Genomic DNA, 16,719 nt, shown 5'->3' on the forward strand with positions numbered 1-16,719 from the left:
GCAGGTGCAGCTCGCAGCTGACCGTGGTGTTCATAAGCGCCAGGGCCTTTCGCTCAGTGTGCGCTCGGGGATTCGCACGTCGGCGAAATCGACATGCCACCTACGGTGCCGTTGTAAACCCCTCTGAGTGTTTTGCGTGTGTTTACGTAACTCTTCCGGCCGAGAACCTGGGCGTGATCTACGACCATTCCGGTGACCGGAATCGCTCAGGTAGGGTTTGGTCGTATGAATACGGGGAGTAACGAACCGGGTGAGGCCGCCGTGGCCTCGGACGGGAGCGAGGTGGACGGGACGGCGACGGACCGGGGGCGCGACGAGCGGGGGCTCGGGTCGCGGGCGCCCGAGTTCGTCAGGGCGCGCCGGGTGCTGCACCTGAGCTGGCAGGTCGGGGTCTTCGCGATCGGCCTGGCGGTGGTGGCCGTCGGCATCGTCCTGCTGCCGCTGCCCGGACCCGGCTGGGTGATCATCTTCGCGGGCATGGCGATCTGGGCCACCGAGTTCGTCTGGGCCCAGCTGGTGCTGCGCTGGACGAAGCGCAAGGTCACGGAGGCGGCCCAGAAGGCCCTCGACCCCAAGGTGCGCCGCCGCAACATCACCCTCACGACGATCGGCCTGGTGGTCGTCGCAGCTGGTGCCGGGATATACCTGTCCAGGTTCGGGGTCGTGATGCCCTGGAAGATCGAGGAGTGACCAGGCCGGCGGCCACGGGCCCCCGGCGACTGGTCGGGGGCACCCCTGACATGGGGTAATGTTCTTCCTGCGCCCGGGCGATTAGCTCAGTGGGAGAGCGCTTCGTTCACACCGAAGAGGTCACTGGTTCGAACCCAGTATCGCCCACCCGGAACCGCGGCCCATCTGCGAGAGAGCAGGTGGGCTGCGGTCGTTTCGGGGTTCGGGGCTCGGAGCAGCGTGGCGGCGGTGCGGGGCGTGCGGCGGTGGGCGGCGCCCGAAGTGGCCATGCTCCCGCCGGGCGGTTGAGCGGCCTGCGCCCGTCCTCGCCCAGGTGGCGGTGGCGGCTACCAGGGCACTGAGCGGTGCGAGGAGTCGCCGCTTCGCCCAGACCTCCGACGACTACCCGCCTCGGCCACGGCCACCCCACCCTCCTCCTCCGCCCTGCGCCGCGCCCGAGCCACCCTCGGAGCCGCCCGCCCCGCTCCGCAGCCCCCTACGCCCCACTCGTCGAAGCCGACCCGTAACCGCCGCCTCCCGTGCGCCACTTCACGTTCGGCCCCCCGACCGCGCGCCCCTCACCTGCGACGTTTCCCGCCTCCCGGCCCCCACGATCGCACCACCCCGTGGCGGCCCTCCGGCCCCGCCCGCAAGAAATTCCTGTGCGAATCATTGACGCCTCACCGGCCCCTCCGTAACTTGTGCCAGCAAGCGCTTACTTGAAACGATTCATGCAGGCGTCGGTGACGCTGCGGGGAGGGGCCCGACTGTGGGAACCAGCAGGAATGTGGAGAGGCGCACCATCCTGAAGGCGGCCGGGGCCTCGGCGGCCGCGTTCGGGCTCGCCGCGACGGCCGGGTGCGGCGGCGGCAGCGGTTCGGGAGACGGAACCGTGACGATCCGTTACTCCTGGTGGGGTGCGGAGGAGCGCGCGCAGAAGATCAACAAGACGATCGCGCTCTTCGAGGCGAAGTACCCGAAGATCAAGGTCAAGACCGACTTTCAGACGTATGCATCGTTCTGGGAGAAGTTCCAGACCCAGGCGGCCGGCGGAAATCCCCCGGATGTTTTCCAAAATGCCGTCACCTTTCTCCGGAAGTACGACAAGCGCGGAATTCTCCTCGACCTCAAGTCACAGGTTCAGGCAGGAAATCTGAGCCTGGATCACTTCCGGGCCGGGGTGACCAAGGTCGGCGAGGTCGACGGAAAGCAGCTCGGAATCCCCGTCGGCTCCAACACCATGGCGCTGGTCATCGACAAGAAGGTCTACGAGAAAGCCGGCGTCGAGCCGCACACGGGCTGGACCTGGGACGACTACTTCAAGGCCCTGAAGACCATCCACGACAGGACCAAGGTCGCGGGGGACACCGGCTACTTCACCATCATGTATCTGTACGACCTCTACCTCCGCCAGAACGGCAAGGCGTTCTACACCGACGACGGGCTCGGCTTCGACAAGGCCGACCTGACGGAGTGGTGGACCGACGGCTACAACCGCGTCAAGGCAGGCATCGTCACCGACCCGAAGGTCGTGGCCCAGGACTTCCCCAAGTCCTCCCTGTCGGCCGGCCACGGTGCCTCGGAGTTCACCTGGGACAACTTCACCGTCCGCTACTCCGCCGAGGGCGACAGCACCTACGGGCTCGCCCCGATCCCGACCACGGACGGCAAGCACACCGGGCAGTACCTCGCCTCCCTGATGCTGAGCGCCTCCGCCCGCACCTCCCACCCCAAGGAGGTCGCGCAGTTCATCGACCTCATGGTCCACGACCCCGAGGTCGGCAAGATCATGGGCTACGACCGGGGCATCCTCGCGAGCACCGAGCAGTACACGGCGTACCGGCCGGCGGACGCGGTGAACAAGGAGATCGCGCAGTACGAGGACGACACCGCCAAGGCCGGCGTCCTCGGCACGATCACCCCGCACCCCTCCGGTGCCGACACCATCGAGGCCGCCTTCCTGCGCATCGGCGGCGACCTCGGCCAGGGCAAGACCAAGGTCTCCGACGCGGTGAAGCAGTTCTTCACCGAGTCCGAGGCTGCCTTCCAGGCCTGATGGGACCGGCCGTGACGCTCGTCAAGGACTCCCTGCCCGCCGCCCGCAAGCCGCGCCCGGCCGCCTCCGCCACCACGGGGCGGCGGCCCGGCCGCCGGCGCGAGAACCTCGCCGGCTACCTCTTCATGTCCCCCTGGATCGCGGGCTTCCTGCTGCTGACCGCGGGGCCGATGGTCGCCTCGCTCTACTTCGCGTTCACCGACTACAACCTCTTCAACACCCCGAAGTGGGTCGGATTCGACAACTTCACCAAGATGTTCGACGACCCCCGCTGGCAGAAGTCGGTGGAGGTGACCGCGAAGTACGTGGTCATCGGCACCCCGCTGAAGCTGCTCCTCGCCCTCGGGGTGGCCCTGCTCCTCGCCCAGAGCCGCCGCGGCCAGGCCTTCTACCGGGCCGCCTTCTACGCCCCCTCACTCATCGGCGCGAGCGTCTCGGTCGGCTTCGTGTGGCGGTCCCTGTTCTCCGACGACGCGATCGTGGACCGCACCCAGTCCCTGTTCGGCTGGCACGTCGGCGGCTGGGTCGGCAACGCCGACTGGGTGCTGTACTCCCTGGTCGCACTGACCGTCTGGCAGTTCGGCGCGCCCATGGTCATCTTCCTGGCCGGCCTGAAGCAGGTGCCGAAGGAGCTCTACGAGGCGGCCGAGATGGACGGCGCCGGACCGCTGCGCAGGTTCTGGAACATCACCCTGCCGATGATCTCCCCGGTGCTGTTCTTCAACGTGCTCCTGGAGACCATCCACTCCTTCCAGATCTTCGGCTCGGCGTACGTCGTCTCCAACGGCACCTGCGGACCGGCCGACGCCACGCTCGTCTACACCTGCTACCTCTACGAGCAGGGCTTCAGGAACGCCCAGATGGGCTTCGCCGCCGCGATGGCCTGGATGCTGCTGGTGGCGGTGGCCCTGGTGACGGCCGTCCTGTTCTGGTCCCAGAAGAAGTGGGTGCACTACGAGGAGGACGCCCGATGAGCGCGACGACCACCAAGCCGGTTCCCGCGTCCACGGCCGGGCAGCCCCTGCTGAGCCGCCGCCGGAGCGGATCTCTCGGCTGGCACCTGGGCGCCCTGCTGATCCTCGCGGTCATCCTCTACCCGGTGGTCTGGGTGATCGGAGCGTCCTTCAAGCCCAGCAAGGACATCATCAACAGCCTCCAGCTGTTCCCGGCCCACCCGATCGTGTCCAACTTCAAGGGCCTGGCAGACGGCATAGCGGACATCAGCATCTGGACGTTCTTCCAGAACTCCCTCTTCTACGCCGGCGGTGCCGTCGTCGGCGTGCTGATCTCCTGCTCCCTCACCGCCTACGCCTTCGCCCGCATCCGCTTCGCCGGCCGCAACCTGCTCTTCTCCCTGATGATCGGCACCCTGCTCCTGCCGTACCACGTCCTGCTGATCCCGCAGTACGTGATGTTCCAGAAGCTGGGCTGGATCAACACCTACACCCCGCTGCTGATCGGCAAGTACCTCGCCACCGAGGCGTTCTTCGTCTTCCTGATGGTGCAGTTCATGCGGAACCTGCCCCGGGAACTCGACGAGGCGGCCAGGCTCGACGGCTGCGGGCACTTCCGCATCTACTGGTCGATCGTGCTGCCGCTGTGCCGGCCCGCCCTCATCACCAGCGCGATCTTCACCTTCATCAACGCCTGGAACGACTTCATGGGTCCGCTGATCTATCTCAACGAGCCGGGCAAGTACACGGTCTCCCTGGGCCTGATGATGTTCCGCGACTCCGACGGCGTGGCCGCGAACTACGGCGGGATGATCGCCATGTCCCTCGTCGCGCTGCTGCCCGTGCTGCTGTTCTTCCTCGCCTTCCAGCGCTATCTGATCGACGGAATGGCGACCTCCGGACTGAAGGGCTGATGACGTCGTGGCCGACGTGCGCGCAAGGCCGTCCGTCTTCGCGGAGCGGTTCGGAGTCTTCGCCGAATGTCTGCTCACCGGGGTCTGGATCGCCGTCGCCTCCCTCGGGATCGTCACCTGTCCGGCCGCTTTCGCCGCCGGCGCCCGGCACCTGCGCCGCCGTACCGGTCAGGTGAAGGGCGGCTGGCGGGAGTTCGTGAGCGACTTCCGGGCCGCCCTGCCCGGCGGCGCGCTCGTCGGGCTCGCCGGCTGGGCTGCGGTCGCCGCCGCCTGGGTGGACGTCCGGGCGGTGCGTGCCGGGCTGCCCGGCGGTCCGCTCGTCGGGGCCGCCGGCCTGTTCGCGGTGATCGGCCTCGCGGTCGCGGTGCTGCGCGCGGCGGCCGTCTGGTCCCCCGGCGACCGCTGGCGCACCCTGCTCGCGGCGGCCGGCCGCCGTACCGTGCGGGACCCTGGCGGATCCTTCCTGCTCGTCGGGGGAGCGGCCCTCGTGGTCTGTTCCGCCCTGCTCATCGCGCCGCTGGCGGTGCCCGTGCTGGGCGCCGTGGCGGCCGCGGCCGTCGCGGTCGAGGAGCGGCACCGGCGTCGCCACGGCTGACCGGCCCGCACCAGGGTGGGCGCCCGGCGCCGCACCTCACTCTGTCATGCCCCTGACCATTTCCATGATCGCCCCTGTATCCGCACGGAAAGGAAAGGCGGACCATGTCTCCCATCCCCCGCAGATCCCTCCTCAAGGCGGCCGCCGTCGCCGGCGCCGCCGCCCAGTTCAGCTGGGCCCTCGGCGCGAAGGACGCGCAGGCCGCGCCCGGAGCCGAGACCGCCGACGCGGACCCGGTGACCCTGGACTGGCTGGAGGACGGCGGCCTCGGCGCCGCCCCCGGTTCGACCGTCGGCGTGCCCTGGCCGATGGGCGCGTTCCGGGCGGACCAGGCCTTCGCGCTGACCGACCAGGACGGCAAGGACGTGGCGGTCCAGTCCTGGCCGATCGCCTACTGGCCCGACGGCTCCCTCAAGTGGACCGCCCACGCGGTGAGTTCGGGCAACGGCAAGCTCACCCTCGCGGCGGGCGAACCGGCAGCCCCCGACCGGAAGGTCACCGTCGACCAGCACGGCGGCACGATCGACGTGTCCACCGGCGTGATCGCCGTGAAGATCGGCAAGGACGGCTCCACGATCATCAAGACCGTCACCCGAGGCGCCACCGAGATCGCCAGGAACGGGCGGCTGGTCCTCATCCGCCAGCCCGAGATCGAGGACGAGGACCAGGGCACGGTCAGGACCGAGCGCTTCGACGGGGCGATCGACTCCGTCACCGTCGAACAGGAGGGCCCGGTCCGGGCCGTGGTCCGCATCGACGGCAAGCACCGCAAGGGAAGCCGCAGTTGGCTGCCGTTCTCCATCCGCCTCTACTTCTACGCGGGCGCCGACTCCTTCCGCATGGTCCACACGATCACCTACGACGGCACGCAGGAGCCGGGCAAGGCGAGCGGTGACTTCATCCGCGGGCTCGGCGTCCGTTTCGGCGTGCCGATGCGCGACGCGGCGTACGACCGGCACATCCGGATCGGAGGTGAGGGAACGGGCCTGCTGCGGGAGGCCGTCCAGGGCATCACCGGGCTGCGCCGCGACCCGGGCGCGGCCGTGCAGGCGGCCCAGTACGCGGGGGAGAAGCTGCCCGACCCGTCCACCTGGGACCAGCGCGTCACCACCCGCCTCCAGTACATCCCGCACTGGGGCGACTACACCCTCGCCCAGCTCTCCGCCGACGGCTTCACCCTGCGCAAGCGCACCAGGAAGGGGTACGGCTGGATCGCGGCCGGCGGCGGCAAGCGGGCCTCCGGGTTCGGATACGTGGGCGGGGCGAGCGGCGGATTCTCCTTCGGCCTGAGGGACTTCTGGGAGAAGTTCCCGGCCCAGCTCGACATCCGCGACGCCCACACCGACGAGGCCGAGGTCACCCTCTGGCTGTGGTCGCCCGAGGCACAGCCCATGGACCTGCGCTTCTACCACGACGGCATGGGCCAGGACACCTACGCCGAACAGCTCGAAGGCCTCAACATCACCTACGAGGACTACGAGCCGGAGTTCGGCACCCCCTACGGCATCGCCCGCACCTCGGAGCTGTTGTTCTGGGCCAACGAGACGACGCCGACACCGCAGGCGCTGGCCGACCAGGTCGACGCGGTCCGGGTGCTCCCGCAACTCACGGCCCCGCCCCAGCAGTTGATCAAGGCCAAGGTCTTCGGCCCCGGCCTCTACTCCGAGCCCGACCGCTCCACCCCCGCCAAGGCGAAGATCGAGGACCACCTCGACTTCCTCTTCACCTACTACAAGGACCAGGTGGAGCAACGCCGTTGGTACGGCTTCTGGGACTACGGAGACTTCATGCACACCTACGACACCGTGCGCCACCAGTGGCGGTACGACGTCGGCGGCTACGCCTGGGACAACTCCGAACTCTCGCCCGACCTGTGGCTCTGGTACGCCTACCTGAGAAGCGGCCGCTCGGACATCTTCCGGTTCGCCGAGGCGCTCACCCGGCACACCGGCGAGGTCGACGTCTACCACATCGGCCAGTGGGCGGGGCTCGGCACCCGGCACGGCGTCCAGCACTACGCGGACAGCGCCAAGCAGCAGCGCATCTCCAACACCACCTACCGGCGCTTCTACTACTTCCTCACCGCCGACGAACGCGTCGGCGACCTCATGGCCGCCAACGTCGACTCCGACGAGACCTTCCTCGTCCTCGATCCGCAGCGCAAGGTCCGCACCGACCCCTACACCCCCGACCGGCACGCCCTCTCCATCGGCTTCGGCACCGACTGGAGCGGCCTGGTCTCGGCCTGGCTGACCGAGTGGGAGCGCAAGGGCCCCAAATGGGAGAAGGCCAAGGCCCGCGTCCTGTCGACCATGGAGGGCATCGCCGCCCAGCCCAACGGCTTCGTCCAGGGCAGCGGCCTCTACGACCTCGACACCGGCAGGTTCGCGACCGCCACCACCCCGGTGGTCTCCGTCTCCCACCTCTCGGCCGTCTTCGGCCTCAACGAACTCTGCGCCGAACTCATCTATCTGGTCGACATGCCGGAGTTCAATCAGGCGTACTTGGACTACTGCCGCTACTTCAACGCCACCAAGACGGAACAAGCGGCACGCTACGGCTCCAACTTCGGCACCCTGCTGCTGTTCCAGGGCCACTCGCGCCTCGACGCGTACGCCGCCGTCCAGACCGGCGACGCCACGCTCGCCCGGCGCGCGTGGACGAAGTTCTACAGCTCGGACGGCTACACCGAGTCCTCGCCGTGGAAGACCGAGCCGCTCTCCGGTCCGGTCACGCTCGTCGCGGGCAGCGAGGCCGGCTGGGTGTCCTCCAACGACACCGCGCTGTACGGGCTCGCCGCGATCGAGAACCTGGCCCTGCTCGGCGACAAGATGCCCTCGTAGAGGGAGTGGGGGAGCGCCGTCGCACGGGCGGCGGCGCTCGTACCGGTGAGTGTGGTCCAGGTCACTTCGAACGGGCATGAGTACGCGTACTCAGATCCGCGGTCTGCGACAGACTGCCGCCATGGACTGGAACCACTACCGTTTCCGCAGCCTGTGGTCCCTCCCGGTACCGCTCACCACCGTGTACGAGGCGCTGCGGGAGGTGGAGGAGTACCCGCGGTGGTGGCCCCAGGTGCGCGCGGTGAGGCGGCTGGACGACACCGCCGCCGTCCTCACCGTCCGCTCGTTCCTCCCGTACGACCTCACGTTCACCGCACGCGAGGCGCGGCGCGACCCGGAGGCCGGCGTGCTGGAGATCTCGATGACCGGTGACATCGAGGGCTGGGCGCGCTGGATGATCACGGCCGACGGTACCGGCAGCCTCGCCCGCTACGACCAGGTGGTCGACGTCCACAAGCCGCTGCTGCGGCGACTCGCCCTGCTGGGGCGGCCGTTCTTCCGGCTCAACCACCGGATGATGATGAGCTCCGGACGGCGCGGACTGCTCGGGCACCTCCAAGCGGTTTGAACGACACCCGCCGGTACCTGTATCGTTCACTGCGTTCCCGGGCGATTAGCTCAGTGGGAGAGCGCTTCGTTCACACCGAAGAGGTCACTGGTTCGAACCCAGTATCGCCCACCACCGGGAAGGCCGGTCCGCCCCTGCGGACCGGCCTTTTTGCTGCTCGGCCAGCCGACTCTCGCAGCCCGGCGCAGTGACTCCGGTGAGCCGAAGCCGGTGCGCCGGGCCACCGTGGCCATGGGGTCGTCGCTGCCTTCATCGCCTGGGCGGCTTCCATGCGGATCCGCTCGACATAGCGGGCCGGGGTCGTCCGCATCTCGTCGCGGAACAGCCGCGTCATGTGACGGGGGCTCACACCCGCCCGGCGCGCCATGGCGGCCAGGGTGTGGGGGGCGGACGGTCCTCGGCGACCGCGTCCAGGACCCGGCGCAGCATCTCCTGCCTCGCGTGCGGGGGTGTGCGTGCGGACACTCGGCTGCGACTGGCCGCCCGGTCGGCATGAACACGACCATGTCCTTGGCCGTGGCGCGGGCGGCATCGGCACCGAGGTGCTCCTCGACCAGAGGGCGAGTCAAACTTCCCGCCGTGGCGGCCGCTCCATGTCCTGGTGTGAGGGCGTCCTGGCGCGTGCTGCTCTGGGGCGGGATCTCCGTCGCGCCATACGTTCGAAGGCGTCGGCCGCCCGACGGCCCCGGCCGCGGTCGGACCGGCGCCCGAGAAGATCCGGCACAAGAAGAGAAGGCCCTGCACGTCGTGGCACCCCACACCAGCACCACCCAGGCGGTCCCGCCCCAGGGCGGCCCGGATCCGAGCAGTTCCGGACGAGCCCGGGCCCGGCCGGCCGGGGCGGACGGCACAGGGCGACGGCCGCTCGGGCCCGGCTGGTTCGCGGCCGTCATGGGCACCGGGATCGTCGCCGTCGCGGCCGCCACCCTGCCGCGCACCCTTCCCGGGCTCCGCCCGGCCGCCACGGTGGTCTGGGCGGCGGCCGGACTGCTGCTGATCGTGCTGGCCGTGCGGTATCTCGGGCAGCGCAGGCTCCGGGTACACGCCGGTGATCCGCTGCTTGCGCAGTTCCTCGGGGCGCCACCGATGGCGCTGCTCACCGTGGGCGCCGGGACGCTGCTGCTCGGCCCGCGGCTGCTGGGGGAGCGGGTGGCGCTGGACGTGGACCGGGTGCTGTGGTCGGCCGGTACGGTGCTCGGCCTCGCCAGCGCCTGCGCGGTGCCCTGCCTGATGGTCACGCGGCACCGGTTCACGCCGGACGCGGCGTCCGGCGGCTGGCTGCTGCCGGTGGTGCCGCCGATCGTCTCCGCCGCGACGGGTGCCCTGCTCGTCCCGCGGACGCCGGCCGGGCAGCCGCGGCTCGCCCTGCTGCTGGGCTGCTACGCGATGCTCGGGCTCGGGCTGGTGGCGGTCCTGCTGGTACTGGCCATGGTGTACAGCCGTCTGGTGCACCACGAGGCGCCCAGCGGTGCGGCGGTGCCCACCGTGTGGATCGGAGTGGGGGCACTGGACCAGGCGGTGACGGCGCTGGGCGCCCTCGCCAAGGCCGCGCCGAGCACACTGCCCGCCCCCTACGCGCGCGGCAGCGCGGTCGCGGCGCTCCTCGGCGGACTCGGGATATGGGGCTTCGCCCTGCTGTGGCTGGTGCTCGCCCTGACGCTGACCGTGCGAGAGGTCCGCAGAGGGCTGCCCTTCGCACCCACCTGGTGGTCCTTCATCTTCCCCCTGGGCGCCTGCGTCACCGGCACCAGCGCCATCGCCGCGCGGACCGGCTCGGAGCCGTTCGTCTGGAGCGCCGTCGCCCTGTACGTGCTGCTGGTCGCCGCCTGGGTGGTGGTCGGCTGGCACTCCCTGCGGCACGCCGCCGGACTGCGGCGCCGGGCCGGTGGGCCGCCCGCGCACAAGGCTTCCTGACCAGGGCCGCGCCTCCGGGGGCGCCCGGTTCGGCGAGGTGGCGGCGACGGAACCCGCCGAACCGGTGCAAGCGGTCACCCGGAGGCCGCCGCCACGAGATCCTGGCAGACCTCGCCCGAGCACAGCAGTACGCGCACGACCCGGGCGGGGTCCACCGTGTCGTCCGGCAGCACCGCGCGGAAGCGGCCCTGAGTGAACTCCGCGAGCGGGGAGGCGGCCGCCGCCTTCGACCGCAGCATCGACTTCTCAGGACGCGTGGGTGCACGGTGCAGCCCGGCGGCAGGTCCCGGCCCTCCGGGACGGCCGCGGCCGGCGGGGCCGCGAAGAAGACCCGCCACGTCTGGTCGACCGAGTCCGGGTCGTGCAGGTAGCGCTGCCGCTGTTCGTCCACGACCCGTTGGTTGAGTCCGAAATCCAGCCCGTGCACCGCGGCTGGAGCGGTTTCTGATGGCGACGTCATGGCGCGGAACGCCTTCTTCCCTGTGAGCAGTCGTCGGATCCCGGCGCGGCCCGGCGGCCGTCCGGCCGTGTCGGGCTGTCGACGCTAGAGCGCGGGAAGCGCGGAGACGGACGGCCCCGCAGGTCGCATTTGCCTCACATCGGGACATCGGGCGACGTGCTGCGCCTGGTGGCGTCGGGGTGGGGCGCCGGCGGCGGCGCCCCACCCGTCACGCCGCCGTCGGCAGGTCCGGCCGCAGCGGCCAGTACGTGTTCACCGTCTCCGGCGTGCCGCTGCGGGTGAACCACGCCTGCAGGCCCCGCGCCTGCGCCGCGTGCCAGGTCGTCTGCAGGGTGTGCAGCTCGGCCGGGGTCAGGCGCTCCAGGCGGGCCGCGAAACGGCGGCCCAGCGCCCGTACGAGCTCCAGGGACGCGAGAGCGTCCGCGCCCGCGTCGTGCGCGCCCTCGAGGGTGACCTCGTAGTGCGTGCACAGGTCGGTCAGCGTCCTGCGGCCCTTGCGATAGCGGTCCAGATGCTTGTCCAGGACCCGGGGGTCGAGGACGAGCAGGGGGCTCGCCTCGAACCAGCGGTCCAGTGCGGACGCCCGGTGCCGGCGCAACTCCCGGTCCAGAAGCGTCAGATCGAACGGCGCGTTCATCACCACCAGCGGGCGGTGCATCGCCGCGTGCTCGGCCAGTTCCTCGGCTATCTCATGCATCACCGGCGCCGGCCAACGGCCGTTGCGCTGGAGGTGTTCGTCCGTCAGCCCGTGCACCGCCGTCGCCGCCTCCGGCACCGGCACACCCGGGTTGACCAGCCAGCGGGTCACCCGGGGGCGGGTGCCCGGGGCGTCCTGGACGACGACCGCGGCGGACACGATGCGGTCGGTCTCCACGTCCACGCCCGTGGTCTCCGTGTCGAAGGCCGCCAAGGGCCCCTCGTACCAGCACGTCATGCCAATACAACTCCTCGTTCACCCACGGCAGGTGACGTTCCGTCTTCTGCCCCTTTGGTGATACCCGGGCCGTTTGCGACGTACGCCGGAAGGACACAACAGGAGTGCGGGTCTTTGCAGTTCAGGGGCCCGCCACGGGGAAACTCTTTGGCTGGGAAGGCTGTTGGTCATGGCGATAGCGCAGCCCGAACGGGGCGGGCTGCTGCCCGAACGTACGGGCCCCCATCGCGGCACACTCGCGACCACCGCCTGCATGGAGACACTGCAGGTGGGCTATCTGCATGCCGTCGCGGCGGCGGCCGGCTGCTCGCTGTCGCAGCCCTTCCCGGACAACGGCATCGACTGGCACGTCAGCCACGGTTCGCCGGGTCACACCGTCGACGACGAGGTGACGATAAAGGTGCAGCTCAAGTGCACGTACCAGCTCGCACCCAACCCGCCCACCCGTCTCCCACCACCACCCTCAACGGAGAGGGCTGCGCCCCCGCCCCCCCGATTGGGACGTTTCTTCTCCTTCACGCTGGACAACGACCACCTGCGCAAGCTCGCCCGCACACCGGTGTCGGTGCACAAGATCCTCGTGGTGATGCTGGTACCGCGCTCCCAGGACGACTGGCTGCGCGCCAGCCACGACCGGCTCGATCTGCGCCACTGCTGCTACTGGGTCAACCTGGCAGGGCACCCGATCACCGGCCGGCACCGGACCACCGTGCGGGTTCCGACCTCGCGCATCTTCGACGACCGGGCGCTCTGCGAGATCATGACGCGGGTCGGGACGGGAGGCAGACCATGAGGCACCGTCCGTACGAGGAGCAGCTGCGGGAGGTCCGGCCGCACCCCGACGATCTCCACGGGCCCCACTGGAGCAGTCCCCCCGAGCCCGCCGAGGTCGACCCGGCCGTGCTCGGCGCCCTGCTGCGCCGGCACGGCTGGCAGCGGCGCGGGGGAGCCCCCGGGCGCTACGGCCGCTGGACCCCACCCGGGCCGGGCAGCACCGGCACCAGCCTGCTGGTACCCGAGAGCCGCGCCTTCCCGGACAGTGACGACCTGCTCGGGGAGGCGCTCACGGCTCTCGTGCGCAGCGGTACGCCTGCCGCGCGCGAGGTGCTGGTCGGGCTCGCCGTGCCCAGTGACGAGATCCGCTGGTGGCGGGACGTGCCCGGCGGGCCGGTGGACGCCGCGTCCTGGACCGTCGAGGAGCAGCTGCGCACCGCCGCCCGGCAGACCCTGCTGGCCGGCGCGCTCGCCACCCGCGCGCGTGCCGGCTACTACGGCGCCCGGCACAAGCGCGCGGCCGCCGCCATGCTGGAATCCGTCCTCGTGGGCTCGGCGGACGGCGGCCGCGGCCTGGCCGCGTTCGTGCCCGTCGGCACCGGACGGCCCCTCGCCGTACGCCTCCACCAGGCCCTGTACGCCGCCCGCGAGGCGATCGACTACCAGCGGGCCACCGGGGGCATGGACGCCTTCGACGGAGCCGTCGAGGCGGGCGTGAGCAGGGAGCTGACCGATGCCCTCGTCACGCTCGTACGCGGCGCGGAGGGCGCCCGCGTCTCCGTGGAGTGGGCGCCGGGCGCCGGCGTCCCCGACGACTGCGCGGCCAACCCCGAGCCCATCGAGTTCTCGCCCGGCGACCTGCCCGTGCTGCGCGAGGCCGGCGCCCGCTATCTGCGCGACGAACCCTCGGTCGCGGTCCGGGTCACCGGCACCGTCGTCCGCATGCGCCGCTCCGAGCCGCGCGGCGAGGGCGCGGTACGGCTCCGGGTGATCGCCGGGGCCGAGGTGCCCTACGTCCGCGTCACCCTCGACGAGGAGGACTACCGGATCGCCGGCCAGGCGCACCTCGTGGGGCTCCCGGTGCGGGTGCACGGGCGGCTGGAGAGCCGGGGCGGCTTCCGGCGGCTGTCCGGCGCCTTCGGGGTCGTGCCGGTCCAGGTGGACGAGGCCGAACGCGACCGGCTGGTGAAGTCGCTCCAGGAGAACCTCGACTTCTTCGAGGAGGCGTGCACCGGGGACGACTGCGACTGACCGGAGACTGTCGGTAACCGTTTCGCGGACGGAGGGTCGGGGTCGGTACGATCCCCTATTGCGCGCGCTCCTGGTATGGCGCCGCATCCACCTTCAGTCAGGAGAGACCGGTGTCAGACGTCCGTGTGATCATCCAACGCGATTCCGAGCGGGAAGAGCGCGTGGTGACGACGGGCACTACGGCCGCCGAGCTCTTCGCCGGCGAGCGCTCGATCATCGCCGCCCGGGTGGCCGGTGAGCTCAAGGACCTCGCGTACGAGGTGAAGGACGGCGAGACCGTCGAGGGCGTCGAGATCTCCTCCGAGGACGGCCTCAACATCCTGCGCCACTCCACCGCGCACGTCATGGCCCAGGCCGTCCAGGAGCTCTTCCCCGAGGCCAAGCTGGGCATCGGCCCGCCGGTCAAGGACGGTTTCTACTACGACTTCGACGTCGAGAAGCCGTTCCACCCCGATGACCTCAAGGCCATCGAGAAGAAGATGCAGGAGATCCAGAAGCGGGGGCAGAAGTTCTCCCGCCGCGTGGTGACCGACGAGGCGGCCCGCGCGGAGCTCGCGGACGAGCCGTACAAGCTGGAGCTGATCGGCCTCAAGGGCTCCGCGTCCAGCGACGACGGCGCGGACGTCGAGGTCGGCGCCGGTGAGCTGACGATCTACGACAACCTCGACGCCAAGACCGGCGAGCTGTGCTGGAAGGACCTCTGCCGCGGTCCCCACCTGCCCTCCACCCGCCTGATCCCGGCGTTCAAGCTGATGCGCAACGCGGCCGCCTACTGGCGCGGCAGCGAGAAGAACCCGATGCTCCAGCGCATCTACGGCACCGCCTGGCCGTCCAAGGACGAGCTGAAGGAGTACCTGGACTTCCTCGCCGAGGCCGAGAAGCGCGACCACCGCAAGCTGGGCAGCGAGCTGGACCTGTTCTCCGTCCCGGAGCAGATCGGCTCCGGCCTCGCCGTCTTCCACCCCAAGGGCGGCGTCGTGCGCCGCGTGATGGAGGACTACTCGCGCCGCCGGCACGAGGAGGAGGGCTACGAGTTCGTCTACACCCCGCACGCCACGAAGGGGAAGCTCTTCGAGACGTCCGGGCACCTGGACTGGTACGCCGACGGCATGTACCCGCCCATGCAGCTCGACGAGGGCGTGGACTACTACCTCAAGCCGATGAACTGCCCGATGCACAACCTGATCTTCGACGCGCGCGGCCGGTCCTACCGTGAACTGCCCCTGCGCCTCTTCGAGTTCGGGACCGTGTACCGGTACGAGAAGTCGGGCGTGGTGCACGGCCTGACCCGGGCCCGCGGCTTCACCCAGGACGACGCGCACATCTACTGCACCAAGGAGCAGATGGCGGAGGAGCTCGACAAGACGCTCACCTTCGTCCTGAACCTGCTGCGCGACTACGGCCTGACCGACTTCTACCTGGAGCTGTCCACCAAGGACCCGGAGAAGTTCGTCGGCTCCGACGAGGTGTGGGAGGAGGCCACGGAGACGCTCCGCGCGGTCGCCGAGAAGCAGGGCCTCCCGCTCGTCCCCGACCCGGGCGGCGCCGCCTTCTACGGCCCGAAGATCTCCGTGCAGACCAAGGACGCCATCGGCCGCACCTGGCAGATGTCGACCGTCCAGCTCGACTTCAACCTGCCCGAGCGCTTCGACCTTGAGTACACCGCCGCCGACGGCTCCAAGCAGCGCCCGGTGATGATCCACCGCGCCCTGTTCGGCTCCATCGAGCGGTTCTTCGCGGTGCTCCTGGAGCACTACGCGGGCGCCTTCCCGGCGTGGCTCGCGCCGGTCCAGGCGGTGGGCATCCCGATCGGTGACGGGCACGTCGAGTACCTGCAGAAGTTCGCCGCCGAGGCGAAGAAGCAGGGGCTGCGGGTCGAGGTGGACGCGTCCTCGGACCGCATGCAGAAGAAGATCCGCAACGCCCAGAAGCAGAAGGTGCCCTTCATGGTCATCGCGGGCGACGAGGACATGGCGGCCGGCTCGGTCTCCTTCCGCTACCGCGACGGCTCCCAGGAGAACGGCATCCCGTTCGACGAGGCCATCGCCAAGATCGTGAAGGTGGTCGAGGAGCGGACCCAGGTCTGATCCGCCTCACCTCGGGCCCCCGGAGATCAGTTCTCCGGGGGCCTTCTCTCGTCCTCGCTCCTCGAGAACCGCTGCAGCATCCAGGACGAGAAGGACCCTGTGACCGTGCCCAGCAACGCCAGACCGCAGGCCATCAGCCCCGCGGCGATGAACCGGCCCAGGGTGGTCACCGGGACGTAGTCGCCGTAACCGACCGTGGAGAGGGTCGAGCAGGTCCACCAGAGGGAGTCGCCGAAGGTGCGGATACTGGCGTTCGGGGCCGAGCGTTCGACCTGGTAGACGGCGAGGGCGCCGGAGAACCCCAGCAGTGAGATCGACAGCGTCGAGTAGAGCGCCACGCGCGCGTGCAGCGGGAGCCGGGGTTCCCCGCGCCGGCGCTGGATCGACTCGTAGGTCCGCACGACCCGCAGCGGCCGCAGCAGGGGCAGCACCAGGACGAGCGTGTCCAGCCAGTGCCGCCGTACGAACCCCCGCCCCTCGCCGCTCAGCCGCCAGCGCACCGCGTAGTCGACGGCGAACATCGCCCAGGCCGTGTACATCAGCGACAGGAAGAGGGCGTGCGCGGCCGCCGGCAGGCCCGGCTCCAGCACATGCACCGCGTACGAGCCGAGGAAGACCAGCGACGCGACGCCGAGCGGCAGGTCGGTCCTGCGGTCCCAGCGGTTCAGCCGGCTGTCGTCGTGCATCCCTCCAGCTTCGCC

15 protein-coding genes, 2 tRNA genes and 2 pseudogenes are annotated in these 16,719 nt (G+C 70.4%); 13 read left to right on the plus strand and 6 right to left on the minus strand.

Translation table 11 applies throughout. The features are described from left to right. Nucleotides 1-100, minus strand: a pseudogene (locus tag JF597_RS26375) (SsgA family sporulation/cell division regulator); the annotation flags it as partial. Between the two features lie 125 nt (nt 101-225). Here JF597_RS26375 and JF597_RS26380 point away from each other — a divergent pair. The 9 genes from JF597_RS26380 to JF597_RS26420 all read left to right on the plus strand — a co-directional run bounded on the left by JF597_RS26380 (nt 226) and on the right by JF597_RS26420 (nt 8,712). Continuing rightward, complete coding sequence (locus JF597_RS26380; RefSeq protein WP_293999585.1) at nt 226-690, plus strand: TIGR02611 family protein; 465 nt, start codon at nt 226-228, stop codon at nt 688-690. Nucleotides 691-765: 75 nt separating this feature from the next. After that, nucleotides 766-837 (plus strand) — tRNA-Val (locus JF597_RS26385). Nucleotides 838-1,438: 601 nt separating this feature from the next. Then, nucleotides 1,439-2,725 carry an extracellular solute-binding protein gene (locus JF597_RS26390; protein ID WP_293999588.1) on the plus strand — a complete coding sequence of 429 codons (1,287 nt, stop codon included), beginning with the start codon at nt 1,439-1,441 and terminating at the stop codon, nt 2,723-2,725. Between the two features lie 11 nt (nt 2,726-2,736). Continuing rightward, nucleotides 2,737-3,699 carry a carbohydrate ABC transporter permease gene (locus tag JF597_RS26395; RefSeq protein WP_293999591.1) on the plus strand — a complete coding sequence of 321 codons (963 nt, stop codon included), beginning with the start codon at nt 2,737-2,739 and terminating at the stop codon, nt 3,697-3,699. Beyond that, nucleotides 3,696-4,592, plus strand: coding sequence for a carbohydrate ABC transporter permease (locus tag JF597_RS26400; RefSeq protein ID WP_293999593.1), 897 nt, complete (start codon nt 3,696-3,698; stop codon nt 4,590-4,592). The genes JF597_RS26395 and JF597_RS26400 overlap by 4 nt, the downstream gene beginning before the upstream one ends. 16 nt (nt 4,593-4,608) lie before the next feature. Further along, nucleotides 4,609-5,187 carry a hypothetical protein gene (locus JF597_RS26405; RefSeq protein WP_293999716.1) on the plus strand — a complete coding sequence of 193 codons (579 nt, stop codon included), beginning with the start codon at nt 4,609-4,611 and terminating at the stop codon, nt 5,185-5,187. Nucleotides 5,188-5,291: 104 nt separating this feature from the next. Beyond that, nucleotides 5,292-8,030: a Tat pathway signal sequence domain protein gene (locus tag JF597_RS26410; RefSeq protein WP_293999595.1), complete on the plus strand. Its 2,739-nt coding sequence runs from the start codon at nt 5,292-5,294 to the stop codon at nt 8,028-8,030. Between the two features lie 121 nt (nt 8,031-8,151). Further along, complete coding sequence (locus JF597_RS26415) at nt 8,152-8,598, plus strand: SRPBCC family protein (RefSeq protein WP_293999598.1); 447 nt, start codon at nt 8,152-8,154, stop codon at nt 8,596-8,598. Nucleotides 8,599-8,637: 39 nt separating this feature from the next. Continuing rightward, nucleotides 8,638-8,712: transfer RNA gene (locus tag JF597_RS26420), tRNA-Val, on the plus strand. Here JF597_RS26420 and JF597_RS55680 read toward each other — a convergent pair. Further along, nucleotides 8,669-9,130 (minus strand): helix-turn-helix domain-containing protein, encoded by a 462-nt coding sequence (locus JF597_RS55680; protein ID WP_366916448.1) that lies wholly within the window; start codon nt 9,128-9,130, stop codon nt 8,669-8,671. The genes JF597_RS26420 and JF597_RS55680 overlap by 44 nt on opposite strands. 215 nt (nt 9,131-9,345) lie before the next feature. Here JF597_RS55680 and JF597_RS26425 point away from each other — a divergent pair, with 215 nt between their 5' ends. Continuing rightward, nucleotides 9,346-10,512: a TDT family transporter gene (locus tag JF597_RS26425; RefSeq protein WP_293999601.1), complete on the plus strand. Its 1,167-nt coding sequence runs from the start codon at nt 9,346-9,348 to the stop codon at nt 10,510-10,512. Nucleotides 10,513-10,586: 74 nt separating this feature from the next. Here the strand turns inward: JF597_RS26425 and JF597_RS26430 are convergent, their stop codons facing one another. The 3 genes and pseudogenes from JF597_RS26430 to JF597_RS26435 form a co-directional block, all read right to left on the minus strand. Continuing rightward, nucleotides 10,587-10,751 (minus strand): hypothetical protein, encoded by a 165-nt coding sequence (locus tag JF597_RS26430; protein ID WP_293999604.1) that lies wholly within the window; start codon nt 10,749-10,751, stop codon nt 10,587-10,589. A gap of 92 nt (nt 10,752-10,843) precedes the next feature. Then, nucleotides 10,844-10,972: pseudogene (locus tag JF597_RS55685) on the minus strand (hypothetical protein); the annotation flags it as partial. A gap of 208 nt (nt 10,973-11,180) precedes the next feature. Further along, nucleotides 11,181-11,906 (minus strand): 3'-5' exonuclease, encoded by a 726-nt coding sequence (locus JF597_RS26435; RefSeq protein WP_293999607.1) that lies wholly within the window; start codon nt 11,904-11,906, stop codon nt 11,181-11,183. 169 nt (nt 11,907-12,075) lie between these two features. Between JF597_RS26435 and JF597_RS26440 the strand changes: the two genes are divergently transcribed. From JF597_RS26440 to thrS, 3 genes are all read left to right on the plus strand, one after another. Continuing rightward, nucleotides 12,076-12,699 (plus strand): DUF4365 domain-containing protein, encoded by a 624-nt coding sequence (locus JF597_RS26440; protein WP_293999611.1) that lies wholly within the window; start codon nt 12,076-12,078, stop codon nt 12,697-12,699. Next, on the plus strand, nt 12,696-13,931 hold the full coding sequence (locus JF597_RS26445; RefSeq protein WP_293999614.1) for a hypothetical protein: 1,236 nt from the start codon (nt 12,696-12,698) through the stop codon (nt 13,929-13,931). The genes JF597_RS26440 and JF597_RS26445 overlap by 4 nt, the downstream gene beginning before the upstream one ends. Nucleotides 13,932-14,041: 110 nt before the next feature. Further along, a complete protein-coding gene (thrS, locus tag JF597_RS26450) occupies nt 14,042-16,018 on the plus strand; it encodes a threonine--tRNA ligase (RefSeq protein ID WP_293999617.1) in 1,977 nt (658 codons plus the stop codon). Nucleotides 16,019-16,044: 26 nt separating this feature from the next. Here thrS and JF597_RS26455 read toward each other — a convergent pair whose 3' ends face one another. Then, nucleotides 16,045-16,704: a potassium channel family protein gene (locus tag JF597_RS26455; RefSeq protein ID WP_293999620.1), complete on the minus strand. Its 660-nt coding sequence runs from the start codon at nt 16,702-16,704 to the stop codon at nt 16,045-16,047. Nucleotides 16,705-16,719 lie beyond the last annotated feature (15 nt).

The sequence above is a fragment of the Streptomyces sp. genome (assembly GCF_019510245.1).
Taxonomy (GTDB): domain Bacteria; phylum Actinomycetota; class Actinomycetes; order Streptomycetales; family Streptomycetaceae; genus Streptomyces.